Source organism: Hugonella massiliensis (genome assembly GCA_001486445.1).
In the GTDB taxonomy this organism is placed as follows: domain Bacteria; phylum Actinomycetota; class Coriobacteriia; order Coriobacteriales; family Eggerthellaceae; genus Hugonella; species Hugonella massiliensis.
Map to the genome: position 1 here is coordinate 592087 of LN908986.1, position 24544 is coordinate 616630.

21 protein-coding genes and 1 riboswitch are annotated in these 24544 nt (G+C 63.4%); of the genes, 11 read left to right on the top strand and 10 right to left on the bottom strand.

Annotated elements, in window-relative coordinates; genetic code table 11:
* Positions 1 to 75: 75 nt before the first annotated feature.
* The 6 genes from BN3270_RS05120 to BN3270_RS05145 form a co-directional block, all read right to left on the bottom strand.
* Positions 76 to 1644, bottom strand: coding sequence for a GGDEF domain-containing protein (locus tag BN3270_RS05120; protein ID WP_058986081.1), 1569 nt, complete (start codon positions 1642 to 1644; stop codon positions 76 to 78).
* A gap of 85 nt (positions 1645 to 1729) precedes the next feature.
* Positions 1730 to 1807, bottom strand: a riboswitch (cyclic di-GMP riboswitch).
* 220 nt (positions 1808 to 2027) lie between these two features.
* Positions 2028 to 2624, bottom strand: coding sequence for a DUF5714 domain-containing protein (locus tag BN3270_RS05125; protein ID WP_058986082.1), 597 nt, complete (start codon positions 2622 to 2624; stop codon positions 2028 to 2030).
* Positions 2625 to 2808: 184 nt separating this feature from the next.
* Positions 2809 to 4920, bottom strand: a complete 2112-nt coding sequence (locus BN3270_RS05130; protein WP_148335487.1) for an ABC transporter permease — start codon at positions 4918 to 4920, stop codon at positions 2809 to 2811.
* Positions 4910 to 5719, bottom strand: a complete 810-nt coding sequence (locus tag BN3270_RS05135) for an ABC transporter ATP-binding protein (RefSeq protein WP_271711931.1) — start codon at positions 5717 to 5719, stop codon at positions 4910 to 4912. The genes BN3270_RS05130 and BN3270_RS05135 overlap by 11 nt, the downstream gene beginning before the upstream one ends.
* An 86-nt stretch (positions 5720 to 5805) precedes the next feature.
* Positions 5806 to 6933 (bottom strand): sensor histidine kinase, encoded by a 1128-nt coding sequence (locus BN3270_RS05140; RefSeq protein WP_058986084.1) that lies wholly within the window; start codon positions 6931 to 6933, stop codon positions 5806 to 5808.
* Positions 6930 to 7598, bottom strand: a complete 669-nt coding sequence (locus BN3270_RS05145) for a response regulator transcription factor (RefSeq protein WP_058986085.1) — start codon at positions 7596 to 7598, stop codon at positions 6930 to 6932. Before BN3270_RS05145 ends, BN3270_RS05140 begins: the two co-directional genes overlap by 4 nt.
* A 346-nt stretch (positions 7599 to 7944) precedes the next feature.
* Between BN3270_RS05145 and BN3270_RS05150 the strand changes: the two genes are divergently transcribed.
* From BN3270_RS05150 to BN3270_RS05170, 5 genes are all read left to right on the top strand, one after another.
* Positions 7945 to 8478 (top strand): YagU family protein, encoded by a 534-nt coding sequence (locus tag BN3270_RS05150; RefSeq protein ID WP_058986086.1) that lies wholly within the window; start codon positions 7945 to 7947, stop codon positions 8476 to 8478.
* A 630-nt stretch (positions 8479 to 9108) separates the two neighbouring features.
* Entirely contained in the window at positions 9109 to 10470 is a 1362-nt protein-coding gene (gene brnQ, locus BN3270_RS05155) for a branched-chain amino acid transport system II carrier protein (protein WP_058986087.1), read from the top strand.
* Between the two features lie 108 nt (positions 10471 to 10578).
* Positions 10579 to 11499 (top strand): SPFH domain-containing protein, encoded by a 921-nt coding sequence (locus BN3270_RS05160; protein WP_058986088.1) that lies wholly within the window; start codon positions 10579 to 10581, stop codon positions 11497 to 11499.
* Positions 11500 to 11622: 123 nt separating this feature from the next.
* The gene (locus BN3270_RS05165; RefSeq protein WP_058986089.1) at positions 11623 to 13725 is read left to right on the top strand and encodes a cation:proton antiporter; all 2103 of its coding nucleotides are present in this window, start codon (positions 11623 to 11625) and stop codon (positions 13723 to 13725) included.
* A 171-nt stretch (positions 13726 to 13896) separates the two neighbouring features.
* Positions 13897 to 14265, top strand: coding sequence for a DUF1304 domain-containing protein (locus BN3270_RS05170; RefSeq protein ID WP_058986090.1), 369 nt, complete (start codon positions 13897 to 13899; stop codon positions 14263 to 14265).
* Positions 14266 to 14398: 133 nt separating this feature from the next.
* Here BN3270_RS05170 and BN3270_RS05175 read toward each other — a convergent pair whose 3' ends face one another.
* A complete protein-coding gene (locus BN3270_RS05175; protein WP_058986091.1) occupies positions 14399 to 15424 on the bottom strand; it encodes a helix-turn-helix transcriptional regulator in 1026 nt (341 codons plus the stop codon).
* Positions 15425 to 15593: 169 nt separating this feature from the next.
* On the opposite strand from BN3270_RS05175, the gene BN3270_RS05180 reads away from it, so the two are divergent.
* The 6 genes from BN3270_RS05180 (at position 15594) to BN3270_RS05205 (ending at position 20001) form a co-directional block, all read left to right on the top strand.
* Positions 15594 to 15866 (top strand): HIRAN domain-containing protein, encoded by a 273-nt coding sequence (locus BN3270_RS05180; RefSeq protein WP_148335488.1) that lies wholly within the window; start codon positions 15594 to 15596, stop codon positions 15864 to 15866.
* 88 nt (positions 15867 to 15954) lie between these two features.
* Positions 15955 to 16389 (top strand): MarR family winged helix-turn-helix transcriptional regulator, encoded by a 435-nt coding sequence (locus BN3270_RS05185; protein ID WP_082673368.1) that lies wholly within the window; start codon positions 15955 to 15957, stop codon positions 16387 to 16389.
* Positions 16390 to 16401: 12 nt separating this feature from the next.
* Positions 16402 to 17256, top strand: coding sequence for a pirin family protein (locus BN3270_RS05190; RefSeq protein WP_058986093.1), 855 nt, complete (start codon positions 16402 to 16404; stop codon positions 17254 to 17256).
* 134 nt (positions 17257 to 17390) lie between these two features.
* Positions 17391 to 18269 carry a nucleoside hydrolase gene (locus BN3270_RS05195; RefSeq protein WP_058986094.1) on the top strand — a complete coding sequence of 293 codons (879 nt, stop codon included), beginning with the start codon at positions 17391 to 17393 and terminating at the stop codon, positions 18267 to 18269.
* A 361-nt stretch (positions 18270 to 18630) separates the two neighbouring features.
* Positions 18631 to 19407, top strand: coding sequence for an HAD-IIA family hydrolase (locus tag BN3270_RS05200; protein ID WP_058986095.1), 777 nt, complete (start codon positions 18631 to 18633; stop codon positions 19405 to 19407).
* 117 nt (positions 19408 to 19524) lie between these two features.
* Positions 19525 to 20001, top strand: coding sequence for a pyridoxamine 5'-phosphate oxidase family protein (locus tag BN3270_RS05205; RefSeq protein ID WP_058986096.1), 477 nt, complete (start codon positions 19525 to 19527; stop codon positions 19999 to 20001).
* Positions 20002 to 20098: 97 nt separating this feature from the next.
* Here the strand turns inward: BN3270_RS05205 and BN3270_RS05210 are convergent, their stop codons facing one another.
* The 3 genes from BN3270_RS05210 to BN3270_RS05215 all read right to left on the bottom strand — a co-directional run bounded on the left by BN3270_RS05210 (position 20099) and on the right by BN3270_RS05215 (position 24379).
* Positions 20099 to 21358 carry an ATP-binding protein gene (locus BN3270_RS05210; protein ID WP_058986097.1) on the bottom strand — a complete coding sequence of 420 codons (1260 nt, stop codon included), beginning with the start codon at positions 21356 to 21358 and terminating at the stop codon, positions 20099 to 20101.
* A gap of 202 nt (positions 21359 to 21560) precedes the next feature.
* Positions 21561 to 21809 (bottom strand): type II toxin-antitoxin system Phd/YefM family antitoxin, encoded by a 249-nt coding sequence (locus BN3270_RS09290; protein WP_082673370.1) that lies wholly within the window; start codon positions 21807 to 21809, stop codon positions 21561 to 21563.
* Positions 21810 to 21964: 155 nt separating this feature from the next.
* Positions 21965 to 24379, bottom strand: coding sequence for a Cna B-type domain-containing protein (locus tag BN3270_RS05215; RefSeq protein WP_058986098.1), 2415 nt, complete (start codon positions 24377 to 24379; stop codon positions 21965 to 21967).
* Between the last annotated feature and the right edge of the window lie 165 nt (positions 24380 to 24544).

A 24544-nucleotide genomic window follows, 5' to 3' on the forward strand; every position in this document is an offset into this window, starting at 1 on the left:
CATCCTAGGCGTAGCCCCCGGACAGAAGGCAGGGGCCGCGCGGCCGCCCGCACGGCTCGCGCACGCGCAGCTGCGCTAAGCGCGGAAGATGAGAACGCAGAGCAAGTCTCCGAAGCGCTCGATGGCGCTGTTGTGGCCCACGGCATACACGCGCACCGTGCTGCCGTCTGCACGACGCACGTGGGTCTCCACCCAGGAAGCGTTTTCGGCCGGAGTGAGGTTGAACAGCTTCCCCTTGATGCGTTTCATTTCGCCTTGGGGCACCAAGTTGCCGTAGTCGCCATCGGACAGGGCGGCCAGGTCGGCCATGCTCTTGCAGCCGAAGATGTCCAAGCAGCGGTCGTTGGCGAACAGCACGCGACGGGATTCGCCGTTCTTGCAGATGAGAATCCCCGCCGGAATCAGCTGGGCCAAATCCCGCGCGGTGAAGCCCAGCTGCTCGCGCAGATCGCCTTCCATGCTCTCGTTATAGGCCTGCACCGTGCCGTCGCGCACGATCTTGCCATGGTAGAGGGCCAAGTCGGATTGGCGGACGAGCTCGTCGAGCATGGCGTCTGCCTTCGTATGCAGGGTGTAACCGGCGCTCGCGCGATAGCGAATGGTCTTCCCCTCGCACAGGAAGGCATGCTCGCCCTGCAGGGCTTCGCGCGCCTTGGCGAGCAAGGTCTTATCGGGCTTCAGCAGGACGTGGAATTCGTCGCCGCCCGTGCGCGCCACCACGGCGTCGTCACCGAACAGGCCTTTCAGCTGCTGGGCGAAATCCTTCAGCACCGCGTCGCCCACCCTGTGGACGTACTGGTCGTTGAAGATCTTGAAGTCGTCGAGGTCAGCCATGAACATGGCGATTTCCCCGCCGCCCGGCTCGGCGAGCAGGCGATGGGCCTCGTCGTTGAACCCGCGGCGGTTGAGCAGGCCGGTGAGCTCGTCGGTGTTGGCGGCTTCTTGAAGTTCGGCGCTTTTCGATTCCCACCTCTCGCCGTAAATCTGCCCCATGGCCAGCACGAAGGCAGCGAAGCCCACCGAAAGGGAGAACGTTATCATATGCAGATGGAACACGCACTCGACCGCGTACAGGGCGAACAGGGAAAGCGTCATGGTCACCGTGAGATGGGTCACACGGGGCACCCGGCTGCGGTACCGCCATTCCCACACGAGCGAGCATGCGGTGTACCCGCACGCCAGAGCCCTGAGCAGCCCGTGCAGAGGCCCAGCCTGGAACGTGCCGTCGGGACCGATAGCGTATATCGCGTCCCGCGTTGCGGGTATCGCCAAGCAGGCAAGCACGACCAGAACGGGAACCGCATACGCGCGCATGGTACGCAGCGTTACCTCGCGGCCTTCGGTCATCGCGCTCGCAGCGACCACAAACGTCACGAACGAGAGCAGAACGTAGATGGCCTCGACGCCGAACAGGCAAACGGCGTTGGCTGCGGGCCCCATTTCCGCACCCGCGGATGCTCCCGCAATCAAAATCAGACCCAGCACCGCTTGCGCAAGAAGGAGGAGCTCGCCGACGAGCACGGCGCGCTGCGTTTTGCCCTGTGCCTTGAAATAAACGAGGGTGACGACGATGCCCATGGCGCTCGCAATGATGGTGGGGATGACGAAATAGACTTCCCAGCCCATATAGTCGTATACGCCCATTGCACACCCCCCTGCCAATTCTGAAATCACGGGCACCGCCGACGTCAGGCAAAGGGGTATTCATGCAGGTTGTATGCGTCAGAAGAAGTGCAACTGGCTGCCATCGTAAGAAGGCCCTTTAGCTTTGCGTCGCCGCCTTTCGACGGGTTTGCCACGCGGTACTATAGCAAAAATCGATTGCGGATTCAGTTGCGTGTGAATAAATGGACTTATTGTTATCATATTGCCACCATATTTCGCAACGTTCGCCATCCCCTTCCCACAAGACCGGCTGACACCGCACGCAGAACGGGGGCACCGCGACCGTTCGCGATGCCCCCGCATCTCTTCCGACATCTTCCGAAGCGTGGGCCGAAAAACCGCCGATCGCGCCGGTTCCGCTCCTACGCTAGCGTCCGACGCTCGCTCCCCGAAGGGTGGAAAGGACACCTCTCGCCCAAGCATTGCGCGTTGCGGGCACAATCGCGGCAGACGATCGTGCCGCTCTCCATCGCGACGCCGAACCGCGCTCGCGCGTAGGATGCCGCCTGCTGAAGGGCCACGAAAGCATTGCGCTTGCAGCAACGCGGCCCGCCAATGCGGCTTTCGGCCTGCAGGATGCGCGCGGTGAGCTCCATGTGGCTGCCCCACGACGCGTCGTCCGTAAGCGGCCCCGTTCCCTCGATGATCGCAAGGGCGGCGCCCACCGATGCCGCCGACCCGCACACGCCCCACAGCCCGCAGATGGCGCCGGGCATGGTAAGACCCCGGGTTACAAGGGCGTCGAGCGCCACGGGCAGGTCGATGGCGCCCCCGGCGTTGCGAAACGCCGTGAGAAAGGCGGCCCCATCGAGCACATGGTGCTCGGGACCGTGCATTCGCACGAACGGCAGAGACTCGACCGCCCAAAAGACCTCTACGGGATTCGCGCTTTCCTGACCCTCGCATGCCTCGATGATGGCATGCGCGCGGTCCGGCACGCTCAGCTCCGTTGCATCCATGTTGCTCCTCTCTCTCCTTCGAAGCGCCTCCTCGCTGCGCTCTCTCAACGACAATCGTACGCCGCACGCACGACGTCGTCCCCTTCGGCAGCCATCAGGTCGAAGGGGACGACGGAAACAGTCGGCGAAAGCGACCTCCGACGAGGAAACACGCTATTGTGCGCTCTTCCGGGGCGCGCTTTCGCTAGACCGTCCGACGCGTGCGCGCAGTCGCCCGGCGCACCATGCCGTGTTCGGCGCGATAGGTGGCTACGAAGTAGCCGCCGTAGGCCACGATGAAGATCGCGACGGCGAACGCCGCCGTCTGGCCTAAGTCGACGTACCCGAACGTCGCCACGAGCTTGAGCACCGCCGCCAGCGCGCAGATGGAATGCGCGAGGGCGACCGCCAGGGGCGCCGCGAACATGAGCCCGCTCTGCGTGCGCACCGAACGGAAGATCAGGCGGTCGGGACACCCCAGCTCGTGCAGGGTGCGGTAGCGGCCGGCGGCATCGGACGTGGACGACAGCTGCTGCACGGCCATAATCGCCGCGCAGGCCACCACGAGCACGAAGCCGATGTAGAGCGCCAGATAGACGATGAGGGCCGTAACGCCCGTCCCTTCGGCAAGGGCCGCCGTGCGCGTGACCGCGAAAGATATCGGGGCGTCCGGATCCTGCGCGTTCACCGCATCGACGAAGGCGTCGCTTCCCACCGAGTCGGTCGTCTGCCCTTGGGTGAGCGGCGCAAGGGCCGCATCCCCCGCAGACGTGCCGTTCGCATAGCGCACCTTCACGAGTACGTCGTAGGTGGGCAGGCCGTCGGCAACATCGTCGGGCAGCACGAGCATGCCCGTGTCGGTGGAATTGGCGCTGTTTTCCAGCTGAGCCGACGCATCGTCGACCACCGCGCCCTGCGCGGGGCGGAAGGTGCGGCCGGCGCCTTCGAACGCATACCCGGCCGCCAAGACCTTGTTGTAGAAGTCTGAAGCGGCATCCATCCTGCAGGCGATGAGGTACTGGTCGGCCCCTAAGCTCACCGGGTCGAGCCCGAGCAGGGTGCGCTGGGCGTTAAAGTCCGAAAGGCTCATGGCCCATAGGCCCATGGTGGTGGCGTAGGCGTTCTCGTAGCCCGCCGGCGCTTCGATGCCCGTCGCGTCGACCATCGACTGCATGGTCACGCCGCCGTCGGCAAGCCCCTGGGTGCTGCGCACCCGCATCTGGGCGAAGGTGCCCACTTCGTTCAGGTCGACGCCCGCCATACGGGCCGCTTCCACAAGGTTGACATCGGAAAGGTCGGCGTTGAAGCTCGAAGCGTTCAGGGTCGCGTCAACCGGCGCGTAGCTATCGAGCTGGCCGTTCATGGCCGTGCAGATTGCCATGCCCGTCGTGACCGAGGTGAGCGCCAGGAAAAGCACGAGCGACACCACCGCAAGCGAAACGCACGTGGTGTTCACGCGGCTCGCAATCTGACGCGCCGTAAAGGCGTGCAGGTCGCGCCACCAGAACCGCGCGGACCGCTGCAAGACGACCGTGACCGTGCCCGCAAGCCCGAAAAAGAGCAGGACCGTGCCCGCAACGACCAGGGCGGTCGTGACAAGGAAGTCGTTTTGCGTCGCCCCTGCGGTGAAGCCGGGAAAGCCCTGGCTCGTGAGGCGTGCGTAGGCCGCGACCACCGCCGCAAGACCGGCGACGAACAGGGCGAACGACAGGGGAAGGTTCCGCATCCCGTTCTTCTCGTTGGCGCGACGGGCGCTCATAAGGTCGACCAACCTCACGCGGCGCAGGGTCGCCAGGTTGAGGGCGAGCATGACCGCGAAGGTCACGGCAAAGCAGACGGCGGTCATGCGAAAGGCGTCAACCGAAAAGAAAAATTTATAATGGGATACCGTCGCTTCGAACAGGCCGCTCGTCACGAACAGGAGCAGCTGTGAGAGCAGGACGCCCGCAGCGATGCCCACTGCGAACGACACAAGACCCACGAGCAGGGTTTCCATCGCGAGAATCGCCGAAACCTGGCCGCGGCGCATGCCGAGCACCTGGTAGAGGCCCAGTTCCTGCTTGCGGCGCCGCATGAGGAAGCTGTTGGCGTACACCATGAGGAACCCCATGACCACGGCGAGGAAGACGGTAACGCCCGAAAGCACGTCGCCTATCGACTCGAGCATGTCGGACGCGTTGGACTCCAGGAAATCAGCCTGCATCGACACGGTGTTGAAGGCGTAGAACACGGCGGCGCCCAGGGCAAGCGTCACGAAGTAGAGTGTGTAGCTGCGGGCCGACCGGCGCACGTTCCCCAAGGCGAGCCTAGCAAGCATCGTCGGCACCCCCGATCGTCGCCACCACACTCATGATCTGGTCGAAGAACTCGCGTCGGCTCGCGTCGCCCCGGCGGACCTGTGTGAACAGGCGGCCGTCGCGGATGAAAAGGACACGCTGGCAATAGCTGGCGGCGGCTTCGTCGTGGGTCACCATGAGAATGGTCGACCCCAGGTCGCGATTGAGGCTTTCCAGGCTTTCGAGCAGGATCTTGGTGTTCTTGGAATCAAGGGCGCCGGTGGGCTCGTCGGCGAGCACCAGGGCCGGGCGGGTGACGATAGCGCGCGCCGCCGCCACACGCTGGCGCTGGCCGCCCGACATCTGGTAGGGATAGCGGTCGAGCGCGTCGGTCACGCCCAGAGCCCGAGCGGTTTCCTCCACGCGCCCCTGCAGCGCGTCCACCGGTACGCGCCCGATCGATAGAGGCAGGGCGATGTTCTCGCGCCCCGTAAGCGTATCGAGCAGATTGGCGTCTTGAAAGATGAATCCAAGCTTCTCGCGGCGGAAATCGGCCAGCTTGCGGGCCGAAAGACGGGCGGTGTCGGCCCCGTCGACCATGATCGAGCCCGCCGTGGGGCGGTCGATCGTCGCGATGCAGTTGAGCAGGGTCGATTTGCCCGACCCCGAAGGCCCCATGATCGCCGTGAACTCGCCGCGCTCCACCGCGAAGCTCACGCCGTTCAAGGCACGCGTCGCGCCGCCCTTGCTTCCGTAGGTTTTCTCGACGTTGTTCACCTGGAGCACGGGCGCTCCCGCAACGTCAGGGTGGGGCATGGCGCCCGCCGCATGTCTGGCCATGAACGTACCTCCCTTATATAGGTTGTGCTGCCCTTCAAATTACGCGGGAAGGCCGTCCTGAGCCATCGATTTGCCTTACGCCCACCTTACGCTTTCGTCACCCTGGGAACAGACTGGCCCTTCGCGGGGTCGAGCCCCTCGCGAAAGCGGTTGCGCGGAAGCACGATGCGCACCTCGGTCCAGGCGCCCTCTTGGGAATCCACCAGCACCGCGAGCCCCATCTTGCGGCAGAGGGTATCGACCAGGTAGAGGCCCATGCCCGTCGACCGCTGGCGCGCCCGGCCGTTGGATCCCGTGAAGCCCCGCTCGCACACGCGCGGCAGGTCGGCCGCCGGAATGCCGCACCCGTTGTCGTGTACCGCGAGCACCACGCGCTCGTCGGCCGTGCCCAGCGCTTCTTCGGTCGCCGAAAAGGCGATGCGCGGCGTGCGACCGTCGCGAACGGGATCGGATCTATAGCGCACGGCGTTGTCGATGAGCTGGCCCACGATGAAAGTCAGCCACTTGGCGTCGCAGGGAGCCGTCACGTCGGTGCCGTCGGCGCAGGAAAGCCCCGTCATGTCGACCGCTACGTGGGCCTCGATCAGCTGGGTCGCCCGCAACTTCACCGCTTCGGCCACCAAGGGCCCCAGGGCGCACGTGCGCAGCAGGTAGTCGTTTTCCACCGACGACGAACGCGCGTAGAAGAGGGCCTGTTCGACAAAGGCTTCCACACGGGAAAGCTCGCGGGAGAGGGGCCGCAGGGAGGGGTCGTTCGCGTTTTCTACGAAGAGGTTGGCCGCGGCGAGCGGGGTCTTCACTTCATGTACCCAGGTTTCCACGAAATCGCGATAGTCGGCTTGGGCGGCGCGGGCGCAACCCGCCTCGCGGGCGGCTTGCGCCGACACCGCCCGCACGGCGGCGGTGAAAGCCTCCCCTTCCAGACCGTCAAGGTCGGGCGTATCGGCTGCCAGGGCCAGGGCGTCTTTGCCGCCGGCGGCGATACGACGCGCTTCCTGCATCCAAGCCCGTTCGCGCGCCCAAGCGCCCGCCTGCAAGACCACGAAAACGGTCGCCAGCAGAATCTCGAGCAGGAGGCGCTCGCTTGCACCCAAGCCCATGGCGCCGAGCAGCGGCCAGGCGAAAGCGCAGCAGAGGACGCAAAAGGCGACCGCGATGCGATGGGCGCAAAGGAAGGCGCCGAATCCCAGTCGCTGCGGGTCGATCGCCCTCACAGCGCGTACCCCTGGCCGCGGTAGGTGCGCACGAAATCGGTCGCCCCGATGCGAGCGAGCGTTTGGCGCAGGCGGTTCACGTTGACGGTGAGGGTGTTGTCGTCGACGAAGGAATCGGTCGACCACAGGGCCTCCATGAGCTCCTCGCGCGCGACCACCTGTCCCTCGCGGCGCATGAGGGTTTCAAGGATGCGCAGCTCGTTCTTGGTGAGTTCCACCTCGCGGCCCTCATATGACGCGACCGACCGCGACAGGTCGAGCGCGAGGCCGCCGTGCTCCATCGTACGACCCGCCGCGGCCACCCGTCCCGCGCGCCGCAAGATCGCGTCGATGTGGGCGAGCAGGACCTGGCCGTTGTAGGGCTTTTCGATAAAGGCGTCGGCGCCCATCGACATGCTCATGAGCTCGTCGACGTCGGTCGTGCGGCTCGTGAGCACGATGATGGGCACGTCGGACGCCTGGCGCAACTCGCGCGCCACGATGAGCCCGTCGGTGCCGGGCAAACCCAAATCGAGCAGCACCAAATCAGGCTGGGAGACAAGGGCGTCGGCGGCCACCCGATCGAAGGCAGTGGCGCATACGACATCGTGCCCCGCCCGCTCGAGCAGCGTCACCACTTCCCCGCGCACGGCTGAATCGTCTTCTACTATATATATGCGCGCCATATCGCAACCGCCCCTCCCTCGTTTTGGGGAAAGCTTACCGCACCAATGGGGGGCCGGCCCTATTGAGAAGAGGGCCGGCCCCTGGCATTTACCCCCCCCTCAGGGGGTGAGAGACGACTCAAAGCGCTCAATACAGTGGGGCGTAGCTGTAACGCGTTTGGTGCTATATATACGCGTAATGCCTGTTCAATAGGCCATTCTGTCGCGTTACGCTCCTCGTTTTACCAAACGTGGAGAAAAAATTGAGACATGGGGCAAACCCCGTTCGCCGATATTTTCGACCATTTGGCAGCGTTATGCTCCCAACCCGTTATCTGACGTTCACATATCGAAAGGACCAACGTCAATGAGCGAAGACAAGAAGACGATCTTCACCGCGCCCGTGGTGCTCAAGAGCATCTGGTACGGCTTCATCGCCGGCATGATTTCCGGCATGGTGAAAATCGGCTGGGAAAACATCTTCCCGCCGCGCACCCCGGAACGCAACGCCATCAACCCGCCGCAGCACATGGCCCAGCAGCTGGGCTTCCCCGACGACCTGATCTTCAGCACGGTCTACTATAACGGCCAGCCGGTCATGCCCTTCACCCTGTTCCTGCACTTCTCCTTTGCCATCGTGTTCTCGATCCTGTTCATCCTGCTCATCCAGAAGTGTAAGCAGGTCGGCATCGGACAGGGCGCCATCTACGGTCTGGCTCTCTGGGTCATCTGGCACGTCGTGCTCATGCCTGCCTTCGGCACCGTTCCCGCGCCGTGGGACCAGCCCTTCGAAGAGCACTTCAGCGAGATTTTGGGCCACGCCATTTGGGGTTGGTCGATTGCCGCAACCGCTTTCTTCCTGATCGCCAAACAGAAGAAGCAGACGCTGTCCAACTTCTAGCAGCCACTTCGCTCAAATGAAAAAAGCCTGCACCCGCATTCGGGCGCAGGCTTTTTTCATACCCCGCGCCAGAGACCGCCGCAGCCCCTGGCGGCGGTTTGGCACATGCGTGGTGCGCCAAACCGGGAGTTTGGCACAGAAGACTTGACGCGCCCGAGCATGGCGCAGGGCATATTTCACCATCCCGCGCCGCGCCCATAGCCAAGAGGCGATTCCGCTGGCAGAGAAATGCCGATGTGCAGCATATTTCGGCGGCTGCTGGCAGAGAATGACCGATGTGCAGCATCCCCTTGCGTTGATTGGTGACCTGCATAGATGCTGACCTGGGGTTTTGTCGCGATAGATCCTCGAAAACTGTGAATCGACGCCATCCTTATACTGCACATCGGCACATCCGTGCCAACGGTGCCGCATTTTTGCTGCACATCGGCATATCTCTGCCACCTGCACTGGGCCGCGGCCGACAGAGGGGGCCGACTACGCGCGGGCGGCGGATGTTGAGCGAGGTCCTGCCCGCAACAAGCGTTTCAATGGGCGCGCTCCGCTTCGCCCACCCTCGTTGCACGGCGCCTGCGGAATGGCTAGTCTTGTGCGGTTGTACTTTTCCCGATTCCCCAAAAGGAGCGTTCGATGGCGCACGAAAAAGCGAAGGACCTCGCAGACGGGACGCTGGGCCCGCGCGGCTCGCTCGAGGTGGGCATCGCGCTCTTTTCCATGTTCTTCGGAGCGGGCAATCTGATCATCGCCCCGCTATTGGGCGTGCAAGCGGGCCCTGCCGTCGCGCCGGCAACGATCGGCTACCTGGTGTCGGGCGTGGGCCTCCCTATCGCGACGATCGTTGCCATCGCCCGATCGGGGACGGCGGACGCCCTGCTCAGCCGCATCGGCCGACGTTTTTCGCGCATCTTCACCGTGCTCGCCTACCTGGCAATCGGTCCGCTGCTTGCAATTCCCCGCACCGCCTCCACGTCCTTTGAAATGATCAAGCCCCTTCTCAACGCCAGCGATGCCGCCATCGGCGTCGCCCAACTCGTCTTTTCGCTGGCCTTCTTCGCGGCAGCCCTTGCCCTCGCCCTGCACCCCGCCCGCGTCGTGCGTCTCATGGGCAAGGTCACCGGCCCGTCGCTCATCGCCCTGCTCGTGCTCATGGTGAGCGCCCAGGTAGTCGCCCCCGCCGGCAACCTCGCCGATTATGCCCAAGGCGCCTACGCGCAAGCCCCGGTAGTAGCCGGTTTCGTGCAAGGCTACCAGACCCTCGACCTGCTCGCCGCGCTCGCGTTCGGCGTCGTCATTGCCAACAGCGTGCACGCGATGGGCGTCACGAGCCCCCGCGCGGCCGCCGCCCAAGTCGCGCGGTCGGGCATCGTGGCCGGCGCCCTTATGGCGCTTGTCTACTGCGCCCTCGCCTACCTGGGCGCACGCATGGGCACGGTGTCCCCCTCGGCGGCAAACGGAGCCGAAGTCATCTCGCTTTCCGCATCCTTGCACTTCGGCATAGCGGGCACCGCGCTCACTGCGGCCACCTTCTTCATCGCCTGCTTCAACGTGTGCGTGGGACTCGTGTCGTCGATCGGGCAGTACTTCGCCGAAACCTTCCCACGCATCTCGTATAGAGGATGGGCTGTCATCATCGCAGTCGTGTCCTGCGTCCTTTCGAACGCGGGGCTCACGGCGATTCTGACGTATTCGCTTCCCGTGCTCATGGCCCTCTATCCCATGGGTATCTGCGCGATGGTCATGGGGCTCGTGCCGCGCTCGAGCGCGCACCCCCTCATGTGGCGTTGCGGCATGGCCTGCATAGGAGTCGTGAGCACGGCGGGGGCCGTGCGCGACGCTCTTGCGCCGGGCGGCGCGCTGCCCCTGATCGACAGCCTTCCCGCCGCCGCTATCGGGCTGGGTTGGGTCGTACCCGGAATCCTTGGCTTGGCTCTGGGCGCCCTCGTCGAAGCGGCGCTGCGCACCAGAGGAAACGGCGAGCCGGTCGACAAGTAGGGGCTCCCCGTACCCGTTCGGTCGCAGCGCGCAGGGCCCGCCACGGCAAGGCGCGCCGCGCCCGCATGGTATGCTCGATGCATCACCCCGCAAGAGAAAGGCGCAATCATGTTCGGTACCGTCCTTCTTGTCCTCATCATCGTCCTCATCGTGCTCGGCATCTACATCGTGCCCCAGCAGCAGTCGGTCGTCATCGAGCGCCTGGGCAAGTTCAACCGCATCACGGGCCCCGGCATCCACCTGCTCATCCCCCTCATCGAGCGCAAAGCATCCCAGCTTTCGATGAAGACCGACCGCCTCAGCTTCAAGCTCGACGCCAAGACCGCCGATAACGTTACGATCGTCCTCGAAGTGTCGGCCCAGTACCACATCGACTACGACAACGGCGATGGCCAGCCCGAAAACTCCGGCGTCTACCGGGCCTTCTACACTCTGGCCGAGCCCATCGCCCAGATGCAGGACTACCTGTCCGACGCCCTGCGCTCATCGATTCCCGCCTACGCGCTCGACGACGTCTTCAGCAAAAAGGACGACATCGCCCGCGACGTCAACGCAAACGTGTCCGAAACGATGCGCAGCTATGGCTGGGTGCTCGTGTCCACGCTGATCACCGGCATCAACCTGCCTCAATCGGTGGAAACCTCGATGAACGACATCAACGCCGCCCAGCGCCAGCGCGAAGCCGCCCAGTCACTCGCCGACGCCGACAAGATCAAGCGCGTCACGAGCGCCCAGGCCGAAGCCGAAGCCATGGAAAAGACCGGCCGCGGCATCGCCGCCCAGCGCATCGCCATCGCCCAGGGCATCAAGGACTCGCTCGAAACCATCAAGGAATCGGGTGTTTCGGAAGCCGAGGCCAACGAGCTCTTCCTCTTCACCCAGTGGACCGAAATGATGGCCGGGTTCGCCAAGAACGGCAACGGGTCGACCGTGGTGCTTCCCGCCAACTTCAACGAATCCCGGTCGATGTTCGAGCAGATGCTCGCCGTGCAGAAGGCCACCGAGGGCGAAAAGAACGCCCAGGCCTAGACCCTGCACCTGCAGCAGTGAGCCACCGGGGTCAGACCTGTTTGACTCACTGCAGCACATCGAACAGATACGACTCCGGCGACACATTCCGCCCCCTATCCCACCGCACCCTGAAAGGCCCCGATGGAAGCTTTCGAACTCGTCTTGATTCTGCTCGCCTGCGTCATCGTCGCTTCGGTGGCCGAACGCCTCACCCGCTTCGTTTCCCTGCCTTTGGTGCAGATTGCAACTGGCCTCGTGGCCGCCCTCCTCGTGCCCCAGGTGGCTCACGTTCACATCGATTCGGAACTCTTCCTGGTCATGTTCATCGCGCCTTTGCTCTTCAACGAGGCGCGCGAATCGAGCAAGCGCGACCTGTGGAACAACCTCCGTTCTATCCTGTCGCTTGCCATCGGACTGGTGGCGACTACCGTGCTCGTCGTGGGCCTCGCCCTAAACGCGATGGTGCCCACCATCCCGCTCGCAGCTGCCTTCGCCTGCGCCGCCGCGCTCGGCCCCACCGACGCCGCCGCCGTGGGCGCCTTGGGTGCGTCGGTGAACCTGAGCAAGCGCCAGAAGACCCTGCTTTCAGGAGAATCGCTCATCAATGACGCATCAGGCGTCGTCTGCTTCCAGTTCGCCATCGCGGCAGCCGTGACCGGCGCTTTTTCCGCCGCCGACGCCGGCATCACCTTCCTCGTGCTCTTCTTCGGCGGCATCGCCTTCGGCGTGGTCGCGGGCTTCGCGGCCTTCCTCCTCATCAACCTGCTCCGGCGCCGCGGATTCGAAAACAACATCGTCCACGTGCTCTACGAGGTCTTCACCCCCTTCGTCGTCTTCCTCGCTGCCGAAGAGCTGCACGTGAGCGGCATCCTGGCCGTGGTGGCCGCCGGCCTCGTGATGGCCCGCCACACGCCACGCCTCACCACCACCTCGCAGGCCCGGCTCAACCTGGTGTCGAACGGCTTCTGGGAAATCATCGTCTACCTGATCAACGGCGTCGTGTTCGTGCTGCTGGGCATGCAGCTTCCCCAAGCGATGTCGCCCGCCGTCAACGGTGGATTCGGCCCCGGTCCCCTGATCGGGGTCATCGTGGCGGTCACCTTCCTCGTGATGCTCGTGCGCTTCGTCTGGCTCGTGGCGACCGAGCTCGCCCATCGCCGCAAGGTTGCCAGCGACGAGCGTCCCACCACCCCGCAGCTTCTGAAAGACGCCCTGGTCGCGACCATCGCCGGTCCCAAAGGCGCCGTCACGCTCTCGATTATCTTCACGATTCCGCTCACCGTTGCGGGAGGCGCCGCCTTCCCCGAACGCAGCTTCATCATCTTGGTGACCGCCGGCGTGATCTTGCTCACCCTGATCATCGCCGACCTCGCGCTGCCCCGCCTCGCGCCGAGCGAGCAAGCGGGCGCCTCGGAAGAGGACGTCAAGCGCGCCGAGGTTGCCGTCCTGCGCAACACGATCGCGGAAATCGAATCGAAGATCGCCGAGGGCAGGCACCCCGAATTCGAGCCTGCCACCCGCGTGGTGCTGGGCAGCTATCGCACGCGGCTCATGCGCGCCCAGCTCGACCTGGGCGGTTGCGGGGACGCCATGGGCCGGCTCGTCCGCGCAACGCTCGCGGTGCAGCAGCGCCGCGCCAACGAGCTCGAAAGCGAGATCCTCGCGCACACGTCCGCGAAGTCAGCCGCCCCCCACTATGCCCTGCTCACGAGCATCCGCTCTTCAGTGGGCTACTACGAACAAGGCAAGCGCGTCGGCCTGACCGGCGGGGGCCTGAAAGGCAGGCTGCATCGCCTGCGCCACCGCATCAGCCCCGAACACGTTTCCAACGAGCAAGCCGAGCTCATGTACTACCAGACCTGTCTGTTCGCCATCGAGCTCGAGCGCGTCGCGATCGACTACCTGGAAGACGCTGCGAAAACCGCCGACGAGCGCACCGCCAAAGCCGCCCGCATCCTCATCGGTGAGCATCAAAGCATCTTACACACCCTGCGCGAGCGCGTGGGGAACTCCGACGAAGCGCCCGGCGCCGATGCGGGAGCGCTTTTCGACAGCAGACAGTACACGATCAGCGACAAGTTCAAGCTTTCGCGCACCTACATCAACATGATCACGGCGGCTTCGCTTTCGATAGAGCTCGACAAGATCGGCGAGCTGCAGGGGCGCGGGACCATCACCGAAGACATCGCCCAGCAGCTGCGCCAGAACGTCTACGTGCTGCAGATGAACGCGGAAGACGACTAGCCCCCCCCGCGAGCGACCGAAACAAACGGACGGCGCCCCGCAGGGCAAAGCCCGAGCAAAGATATAAGTGCGGCAGCTCCAGATAAGGCACCGTCCACTTCCCATGGTAGGGATGAAGCATTTACTATATAGACTTGTTCTTTTTCCGATCTTGCCCCGAAAGGCTCTTTCATGAACATCATCGCAACCGTGTTGGCAGCGCTCGTCATCGTGGAATTCGTCGTCATCTTCGTGCTCGAAACGATGCGCACCGCCTCGCAGAAGACCGCCGACACCTTCGGCATCCCCGTCGAGGAGCTGGCCAAGCCCCATCTGAATTCCGCGCTGAAGAACCAGGGTGTCTACAACCTCTGCATCGCCGGGCTTCTGGTGGTTGGCCTGGTGGCGGGCGACACCCTACTCGTGGCGAGCACGATGGTCCTGATCGTGATCGTGGCAGCCTACGGCAGCATTACCGTGCAGCCCGCCATCATCCTGAAGCAGGGCGCTCTGCCCATCCTCGCCCTGATCGCGATGGCCGCCACCGGTGCGCTCTTCTAACAGCGAGCCCCAACCGATCCGCACGGCCCCCTCAAGCCCGCCGCCCACGGCCCCGACCGACGGTTTCGACCGCAGGTCGGGGCCGTCTTTCTGAAAGGGTTCCGACCTGCGTTGAAGCCCCAATAGGCGCGCGCTACGCCTGCGCCCCGTAGCGCACAAGCGTACGCGCAAGCCAATCAACGTACCCCTCGCGCAGACCGTCCGGCGACAGGATTTCGGCATCCTCGCCCAGCACGGCCAACCAACCGTAGAAGACGGGGCTCTGGCGGATGGGCACCGTCACAATCGCTGCCGCGCCGTTGTCGACGGGTGTGGCGACAACGTCGCGCCCGAAACGGTCGATCACCACGTTCATCACCGTGGCGGCCACTTTAATCTTTGCCGTTACGCGGGGACCGCCGTACATGCCGAACGCGGTGCGGGCCGCTTCGTCGGGGTCATAGGCGGAAATGACCTCGTTTCGCTCGACTGGCACGTCGGTCACTTTGATGGATCCCATGCGGTCGACGCGGTAGTTGCGCACCTCGTCGGGTTTGCCCATCGCACGCTCCTCTTCCGAAAGCGGTCGGTAGGCCACCAAATAGTAGTTGCCGTCGGAATAGGTAAGGTTGATCGGCGTGACCAGGTGGAGGGCACCGTCCTTGCGCGCCACCTTCTTCTTGTCGGCCCCGTAGCGGTAGTACACGAAAGACACCTGCCGTCTGCGGGCGAGCGCCTCCTGCAGCTTGTCGACGGCCACGAAGTCGGACTGGTCTTGGCGGGCGGGGCGGCCGTGTACGTGCACCTGGCGGTTCAGGGTCTTGCGCTCTTCGACCGACGCCATCTGGCGCACCGATTTCACGAGCGCCTTCGAGGCCCCTTCGGAAAGGAAGCGGCTCGACTGCACCGCGTCGACGAGCAAGGTGAGCTGGGAAAGCTCGAAGTCGCGTTCGACCAGAGCATACTGCACCGGCTGGCGCTTGAGTTTGCGTATGTCCATGCCGAAATCCTGCAGGGTTTCGATGTCGCGATAGAGGCTCTTGCGTTCGGCGGTAACGCCGCGTTCGGCCAGACGCTCGACCAGCTGAGGCATGGTAAGGCCGTGGTCGGGGTCGGTTTCCGTTCTGAAAATCTGCATGAGGTAGAGAATCTTGAGCTTCTGCACGTTCCCGGACGGCATGCGCGCCCCTTTCCGTCGGCTGAAATGGTTGTCCCCATTATAGGACACATGGAAGCATCTTTCCGTTGTATGCTCGCGGCAAGGCAGTCAAGGGAAGGGAGCCACCATGGCAACGTATTCGCGTTTGTACGCCGACTTCAAAGTGGCCGGCATGCGCTAATACGACGGTTTGTTCGTACTTGGAGAAATGAAGCCCGGCGACGAAATCGCGCTCGTCCCCGAATTCGACAACCACTACGACGACAACGCAATCGCGCTCTACTACCACGACCGCATGATCGGTTATGTCCCGCGCGCGGTGAACGCCATCCCGGCCCAGCTGCTGCGTTTCGGGCATAGCGACGTGTTCGAATGCCGCGTGCTCGCGGTTGACGCAGACGCCGACACCTACGATCAGCTGCACGTGGGCCTCTACGTCACCGATCATCGGAAAGAAGCGTAAGCCCCGCGACGCCCAATTCCCACAGCTCGGCAACGCCTCTTGACCAATTGTATCTAGTTAGATATATTCTCACGAAAAGGAGGCGGCCGTGAAAGACGATTCCTACCTCATCATCTCCATCCACCGGCTCGTGAAGGAGCTCGACCGCAACACCGCTGCGATCTGCGCCGCCCACGGGCTCACCACCCCCCAGTTCATGGTGCTCGAAGCCCTGCTCAACAAAGGGAGCCTTACCGTCGGCCAAATCAAGGACGCCGTCTTGGGCAGCAACGGCACCATCCCCCTCGTGGTGAACAACCTCGCCAAGCAGGGGCTCGTCCAGCGCGCGACCGACCCCGCCGACCGCCGCAAGACCCTGGTGTCCCTTACCGCGGAAGGCCGCGCGCTCATCGAGCAGGTCGCCCCGGAAAACGAGCGCATGTTCGCGGGCAAGTTCAGCGTCTGGACGCAGGAGGAGAAACGAGAACTCGTACGCTTGCTTTCCGCCTACCGCACCCGTTCGCGCGCGTTGCGCGCAGAATAGAAAGGCCTTCGCATGCTCAGAAACGTCACCAACCAGGTCCAGGGCTATCGCGCCGTCGACGGCGCCGGGGTGAGCCTCGTCCGCGTCTTGGGCAACGAAACGACCGACGTCTACGACCCCTTCCTCATGCTCGACGCCTTCGACTCCACCGACCCCGCCGACTACGTGGCCGGCTTCCCCCTGCATCCGCATCGCGGTATCGAAACGGTCACGTTCCTGTCGCGGGGGTCGATCGTCCACGAAGACCACCTGGGCACCAAGGCGACCATCCACGACGGCGAAGCCCAATGGCTCACCGCCGGGTCGGGCGCCTTCCATTCCGAAATGCCCCAACCGGCCGACCGCATGCTCGGCGTGCAGCTCTGGCTCAACATCCCCGCACGCTTCAAGATGACCGCCGACCCCTTCTACCACGGCATCCTCAACAGCGAGATTCGGGAATTCCCGCTGAACGGCGGCAAGCTGCGCCTGATCGCGGGCTCGTATCAGGGTCATGCGGGGATCCAGGGGAAGTACGCGCCGCTCGACTTCTACGACATCCATCTGGAACCCCATGGCACGGTGACGCTCGATGCGCCGGGCGACAACGCATCCGCCATGGTCTTCACGCTGGAAGGCGACGCTCTCGTGAGCGGTACGCCCGTGGCCGCCAAAACCGCCGCCAAGCTGGGCGCAGGCGATGAGGTTGCCATCGAAGCGGGCGACGCGCCGATCGAAATCCTCTTCATGCGGTCGGAGCGGCTGGACGAACCCGTTGCCTGGTACGGCCCCATCGTGATGAACACCCACCAGGAACTGCTCGACGCGCTCGACGAAATCGACCGGGGAACGTTCATTAAAAAGAAGGCCGCCTACGAAAACGAATAGCCGCGCCCGCGCAGCGCGGCCCACACGCGCAGGAAGGCAAGGGGATGCCCTCTTGCCCGACGGCGGGCGCTTCGGTCATGCTAGGAAGAACGCCGCCTGCACCGGATGCGCGGCCCGACCCAAGGAGCGAGCCCATGAAACACGTCATCATCGACTTCGATAACACGATGGGAGTGCCCGGATGCGACGTTGACGACGGCCTGGCCCTGCTCTACCTGCTGGGCAAGCCCGAAGACGTCGTCGTGGAAGGCATCTGCTGCACCTACGGCAACAGCGACATCGACACGGTGGTGGGCAACACGCGGCGCATCTGCCGCGAACTGGGGCTGAACGTGCCGGTGTTCAAAGGCGGCGCGTCGGCGCTCGACCCCACCAGCGACGCCGCCCGCTTCCTGGCCGAAGCCGTGGCCAAACGCCCCGGCGAGATCAGCATCCTCGCCACCGGGTCGCTCACCAACCTGCGCGGAGCGGCGGAACTGAACCCCGCCTTCTTCTCGCAGGTGCGCGAAATCTCGCTTATGGGCGGCATCACCGAAACCCTGCTCGTGAACGGCCACGTGCTCGACGAGCTCAACCTCTCGTGCGATCCCCAGGCCTCCTGCCAGGTGCTCGGGGCCGCCTGCCCGGTGGTCGACGCCACAGCGCAGGCCTGCCTACCGGCCGTGTTCACCGAAGACCGCTTCGCCCGCGAACTGGGCGCCGATTCCTGGCTCATGCGCCAGGCGAAGGCCTGGTTCGACTTCATGACCGTGGGCTACGACATGAATGGCTTCGTCTGCTGGGATATCGTGGCGGCGGCCGCCCTGGTAGAGCCCGACCTGTTCACCATGGAACCCTTCGACGTCACGCTCAACCCGCGCATCCTGCAGGTGGGCTACATCGAACGCGCCCCGCACGGCGCCCCCTCGAGCACGATTTCGATTCCGCACATCGCGGATCCCGAAGCCTTCCGCACCGCCTGCTTCTCCGCGTGGAAACGCGCGCTCGCCCGCTTCGCTCCCCTGCCGTCTTAGGGCGTTCGCGAAAGCCGATAACCGAATCGCGGAATAGCCCTTGCCCATACGTTAGGACTGCCTTGCCATCCGGCGGTTCGACCGCCGTTTGCGCCGCCAAAGGAAAGCGGGTGCCGCGCGCTTCGGCGCCGTGGGGACAACGTGGGGACAACGGGGACGGAGGGTGTCGTCCCACCTTCTGCAGCGCGCACGTGCCTCGCATCTCCCTCAACCGGACCGCACCGGCGCTTCCGCCCGACTTGACGGAAACGTTACGTAAACAGCGAGAGCTCCTGTGGCAATTCCCACATATCGTGGACACCGCTCGGCTAACGTTGGAAGCGAACCAAACATGACCAACGCGAATGCGAAAGGAGCGAATATGGAACAGCTTCGCAGCAAAAGCGGCTTCATCTGCGACATGGACGGCGTCATCTACCATGGGGACCGCCTGCTCCCCGGCGCCAAGGAATTCATCGAATGGCTCAAAACGAGCGGGAAGAAGTTCCTCTTCCTCACCAATTCGAGCGACAAAACGCCCCAGGACCTGCACGAAAAGCTCGCGCGCATGGGCGTCGACGTCGACGTCGGCCACTTCTACACGAGCGCGCTTTCGATGGCGCGCTTCCTCTCGGGCCAAATGCCCGGCTGCAAGGCCTACGTGATCGGCGGGCACGGCCTCACCGCCGCGCTCGACGAAGCAGGCGTCACCATCACGAGCGAAAACCCCGACTACGTGGTGGTGGGCGAAACGCCAAGCTACGACTACGAACACATTGTGACCGCGTCGCTCCTGGTGAGCAACGGTGCGCGCCTGGTGGCCACGAACAGCGACATTTCGGCCCCCTTCGAAGACGGCATTCGACCGGCCTGCGGCGCCCTCGTGGCCCCCATCGAAGTGGCCACCGGCAAGAAGGCCTACTTCGTGGGCAAGCCCAACCCGCTCATGGTGCGCACGGGCCTGCGGATGCTCGGCGTTCATTCGTCCGATGCCGCCATCGTGGGCGACCGCATGGACACCGACATCATCGCCGGCATCGAAACGGGCCTCGACACCTGCCTGGTGCTTTCGGGCGTCACGAGCGAAGAAGACCTCGCGAACTTCCCCTACCGGCCGCGCCTGGTCGCCCCGGGCGTGGGCGCGATCGTGCCGGCCTAGCGGGAAATCCCTCTTCCTGCGCAGCCGTCGGATGGCGGCGCGCGGGCATCGGCCATAATGGGGCTGCGCGCGTTCGACCGCGCGCAGCCCCATACGCGTACAGAAAGGCAGCCAGCGATGCGCAAGGCCAAGCGAGAAATCACCGATTTCGACGACATCGTTTCCGTCATGCGCCGCTGCGACGTGTGCCGCTTGGCTCTGAACGGCGCGGACGGCACGCCCTACGTGGTGCCGCTCAATTTCGGCCTCGCCGTTACCGAAGACGCCCTTTCCCTCTACTTCCACAGCGCGCTCGAAGGCCAGAAGATGGACCTCATGAAGCGCGACAACCGCGCCGCTTTCGAGATGGATTGCGGACACGAACTGCAGTATTTCGAAGACCGCGGCTATTGCACCTTCGCCTACGAATCGGTGATGGGTACCGGCCGCCTGCGCATGGTCGAAGGCGACGAAAAGGTGCGCGGGCTCAATGCGATCATGGACCAGTACCACCCTGGCCGGCACGCCTACTACAACCCCGCCGCCATCCCGCGCACGGCGGTGTACTGCCTCGACGTGGAAACCGTCACCGGCAAGCGCAAGCAGCGGATGTGACAACATCACGCGGGGGCGTTGTCATAGCTCGACGGACACGCGTTCCAAAAAGTCCTCCGGCCATGCGTGCAGCCGGCAACGCGCCCCTGTTGTCATGTCACAATGCCGAAAGGCTGTTGGGGTCGAGCAGAAAATCGTAGACGTTCATCATGAGGATGCCGTCTTCGTTGTAATGCGGCGCGAAGCCCTCTTTTGTGATGATGACTTTTTTGAAACTGTCGTCGACCTTCTTCAGGGACCGTTCTTCCTGCTGGGCCTTTGCCTCGTTTTCCAAGGCGAACGCCGACTGGATGTAGAGGCGCTGGCTGCCTTTGTTGCAGATGAAGTCGATCTCGAGCTGCGTGCGCCGATACGTCCCGCGCGCATCCTTCACCGCCGTGTTGACAACGCCCACGTCGACGCCGAACCCGCGCCCCACGAGTTCGTTGTAGATGACGTTTTCCATGATGTGCGTCGGCTCCATCTGGCGGAAGTTCATACGCGCGTTCCGCAAGCCCAAATCCGAGAAATAAAACTTGCACGGCGAGCCGATGTACTTCTTCCCTTTGATGTCGTAGCGCTTTGCCTTGCTGACCAAAAACGCGTCCGTGAGGTACGAGAGGTAACGGTCAACCGTTTCGGGAGCTATCGTGACGTGCTTTTCGCTTTTGAACGTTGCCGACAGCCGCGAGGAATTGGTGAGCGAGCCGATTGCCGATGAAAGGATGTCGATGAGCATCTCGAAATTTCCCTCGTCGCGCACGCGGTTTCTGTCGACGATGTCGCGAATGTAGAGCTCGTCGTAGAGGCTCTTCAGGTAAGCGACCTTTTCTTCGGGCGTCTCCCTTGCAAGAATTGCCGGAAGGCCGCCGTACGTGGCGTACTCTTCGTACCCGTCGCGCTTGTCCCCGTCATAGGCGCTCATAAACTCCGAAAAGCTCAACGGCGCCATTCTGATCTCCTGGCCACGCCCTCTGAATTCCGTGGCGATGTCGCGGGAAAGCAGCTTCGCGTTCGACCCCGTTACGTACACGTCGACGTCTTCGATGCTATTCAAATCGATGAGCACGTCGGAAAAATCGCCAAGCAGCTGAACTTCGTCGAGAAGCACATAGCGCTTGCCATGCGCCTGTTCCAGGCGGTCGATTGCATAGGGGTAGAAGACATCGGGATCCCGGTACTTTTTGTTCCTGAATGCGTCGAACGCCATTTCGACGATGTTCCCTTCAGGAACGCCCTGTTCAAGTAAGTAGTTCTTAAACAGGGTGAATACCAAATAGGATTTGCCGCAGCGCCTGATTCCGGTGATTACCTTTACCTGGTCTGAGCCCATCGCTGCGATTAGCGCTTGCAGATACTTCGGACGCTCAATGATCATAGCGGCTCCTATCTGAAATTTACGCAAATAGTTGCACGTCTTTCAGTTAGCATTTTAGCCCGTCTGCCTGGTAATAGGCATTTCTATCTGAATTTTACGCATGCATTTGCACAAAATTCAGATAGCCGAACGGAACGACAACATCACCCGACCCCGTTGTCACGAGCTTGGGCTGAGAAGGGTTAGAGGCTCTGCGCAATTACTACCCGAGCGTGCGCTCATCGACACATGCGTTCGTCGGCTCTTTCGCTCCCCTTTCAAGTGAAGCAGGGATACCTGAAACGCTGCCGAGAGCAAGCGTTTCAGCAATCGAAGCCCAATCTTCCTCACCTACGAGCACGGCGCATTTTCCTTTTGTCCCCGTAATCGCGACTGGGGCATGGCCCTCATTCACGCGGGCAATCAAACCGTCTAGATCGTTTTTCGCAACTGAAGCCGATATCGCCTGCATTGCCCCTCCTCGAAAGTTAAATCGGACGCCACAATTGTCGCATGCAACAGCCGCGAGAATGAGAAGGAGCCCCGCTGCCTTTCAGTCAGCGGGGCTCCCCGTTAACGTTTGCGTTCACGTCGAACGAAACGCTATCCACCAAGTCTTTTCGCCATTTATTTCGCATGCCGTGCGCGGATGCGCAGCCCGTTGTCTTTGGCAGCCCTCGCTGCGGCCGCCGCAGCACCTCCCGCCGCCACGGCGGCGACGGCGCCCAGCAACCCCAGATCGTCGCCCGTCAACGGAAGGGCCGAAGCCTCCTCTCGCTGGTCGCGAGCTGCCTCGCCCGACTCTTCTTCAGACGGCGTGTTCGGCTCGTCGCCCGCAGGTTCGCCGGGCTCATCGGAGCCCCCGCCCGGCGCGGGCGGAACGCTCGACTTCGTATTCGCAACCACAAAGCCGGAGTCCATATCGCCTGAAATTTCGGAAACATATCCCCCTACCTCGTCTTCCGTAACGGAATAGACGTAGGCATGCCCATCCGATACGTCGTATTTGGGAAGCCCCGTGAACGCAAACGCCCATCCGTCGGCGGCGGTCACCGCCTTGCTTGAGACCTTGCTGCCGTCCCGCATGAGGTTGACCGTAATCGACGTGGGCCGCAGGCCATCGTTGTCGTCATCGTCATTCCACGTCTTCGACCCCGCCACATCGATCGTGCGCGTGTTCGTCAGCACGAATCCATTGGCCACCGATCCAGAAACCGCGCCAACGTACCCTTCTACCGGCCGCTCTTCGACGGTGTAGACGTAATCGTTTCCGTTCGTATCCTCCTTCGGAAGGTTCGCAAACGTTGCCTTCCATTCTCCGTCTTCTCCTGCGCTCATCGTCTGGTAGCCCACGTACTCACCGTCGCGATAGAGGTTTACCTCGACGGAAGCAGGGCGCGCGCCGTCGGCATCGTTGTTATCGGCCCACTCTTTCGTAACCGAAACCTCGGTCGTCTCGACCGTTTTGCCGATGAGTACGCTGCCGTTCGACCCAATGCCGCCGCCGCGCGTAGCGGACGTGTTGGACACGATGTGGACCTTCGCCAGTCCCAGGGCCTTTTTCACCGCCGGGCTGTCAGCCGAAAGGGCATTGCTCAATGCCAGGCTCTCGCCCTGACTTGCGTCGAGCGTGCCCGTCAACTTGTCGAGGGGCACCTCGCTCCCATCGTCGTAGACCCATGCATACGACCCGCCGCCGAGCATCGAAGGCGAAATCGCATACGGCGGATTGCCGCTGTGCGTTCCCAACGCGAGAGACGCAAGGATGTAGATCTCCCGCGCGTTGCCGTCATCGGTCGCGTTGCCGTAGAGCACCGACCCGTTGGTCAGCTCGATATCGGTCACGGAAACGGGGCAGGCCGCATAGCCGCCTCCGGCGATCAAGGCTTTGTTGTGGGAAATTTCCGCGTTGCTCAGATAGAGCTCGCCGTTATGGAAATCGCTGTAAGCGCTCGAATATCCGTTGACGTAGATGGCGCCGCCGCCGAACATGGCGCTGCCCTCGCCTTCGGCTGTCACCTCATTGCCCTCGATCGTGCCCGCGGTGATTTGCGCGATGCCATAGGTCGGCGTACCGCTGTGGCCCGACGCGCTGTACCCCGCCTGCACAAAGATGCCGCCACCGCCCGCACCGGCGGAATTGCTCGAAACGGTTCCGCCCGTCATCGTAAGAACGGGGCTGTCCTTTTCGGAAGCGAAGAGGGTGCCCATCGAAATGCCGCCGCCGCGCTCGTAGGCCGCGTTGTGGGAAATCGTGCCGCCAGACACGTTGACATCGGTTCCGTCAGCCGCGCAGATTCCACCTCCGCTTCCGCCGTATTCGGCACTGAGCCGCGGGTTTGCGCCCTGTAGCGCGCGGTTGCCCGTAACGGACCCGCTCGAGACATTGATTACGGCGTCGGAAATGCCGAATACGCCGCCACCGTAGACGGCTTCGTTGTTGCATACGGTGCCGCCCTCGATGTTAACGGTGCTCATTTTGGTGAAGATTCCGCCGCCGCCTTCGGGATACCAATTGCCGTGGCTTTCGATGCTGTTGTTCTGCACAACGGCGCCTTCGCCCACCGTAAGAGCGCTTCCGTCGAAGACGCCGATGAGGGACCCGCCGCTCCCGTTTCCCTCCGACGACACGCCCGTTGCACCGGCGGCGCTGTTGCCGTCAATCACGATATTGCGCAGCATGAGGGTCGCGTGCGATCTCAGGTGCACGAGCTCGCCGTGGTAGCCGGCATCGCGCTTGAGAGTCTTGCCGCCGAGGTCCCACGTTTCCGTCGACCCCGACAACTGCAGAGCCCCCGTGACGTAGATCTCATCCGCCCCCGTGCTCTGCAGGAGCTCCTTCGCTTTTAAGAACGATTGCACGGGCGCATCTTTCGTGCCCGCATTGGTGTCATTGCCCGCAGAACCGTTCACATACACCCCGCCCGCGGCCTCATCGGCGTGCGCCACGGGCACGGCCACGCATGCGACCAGCGCGAGGACGGCAACGGCCAGTGCGCACGCAAGGCGCGCCTTCGCGAACGATCTTTCCGCAACGGTCATAACGGCTTCCCCCTTTCCCTTCCCATGCGCGCTTTCCGCGACATGTGTGCGATGCAAAACCGAAAGGGACGGGCGGTCGCCGGCAGGAGTGGCGACGCAAGCCCGTCCCTTCATCGGCCGGCGGCATGCGCGGCGGCGCGGGCGCCCATGGGGATGGCGCGCTGC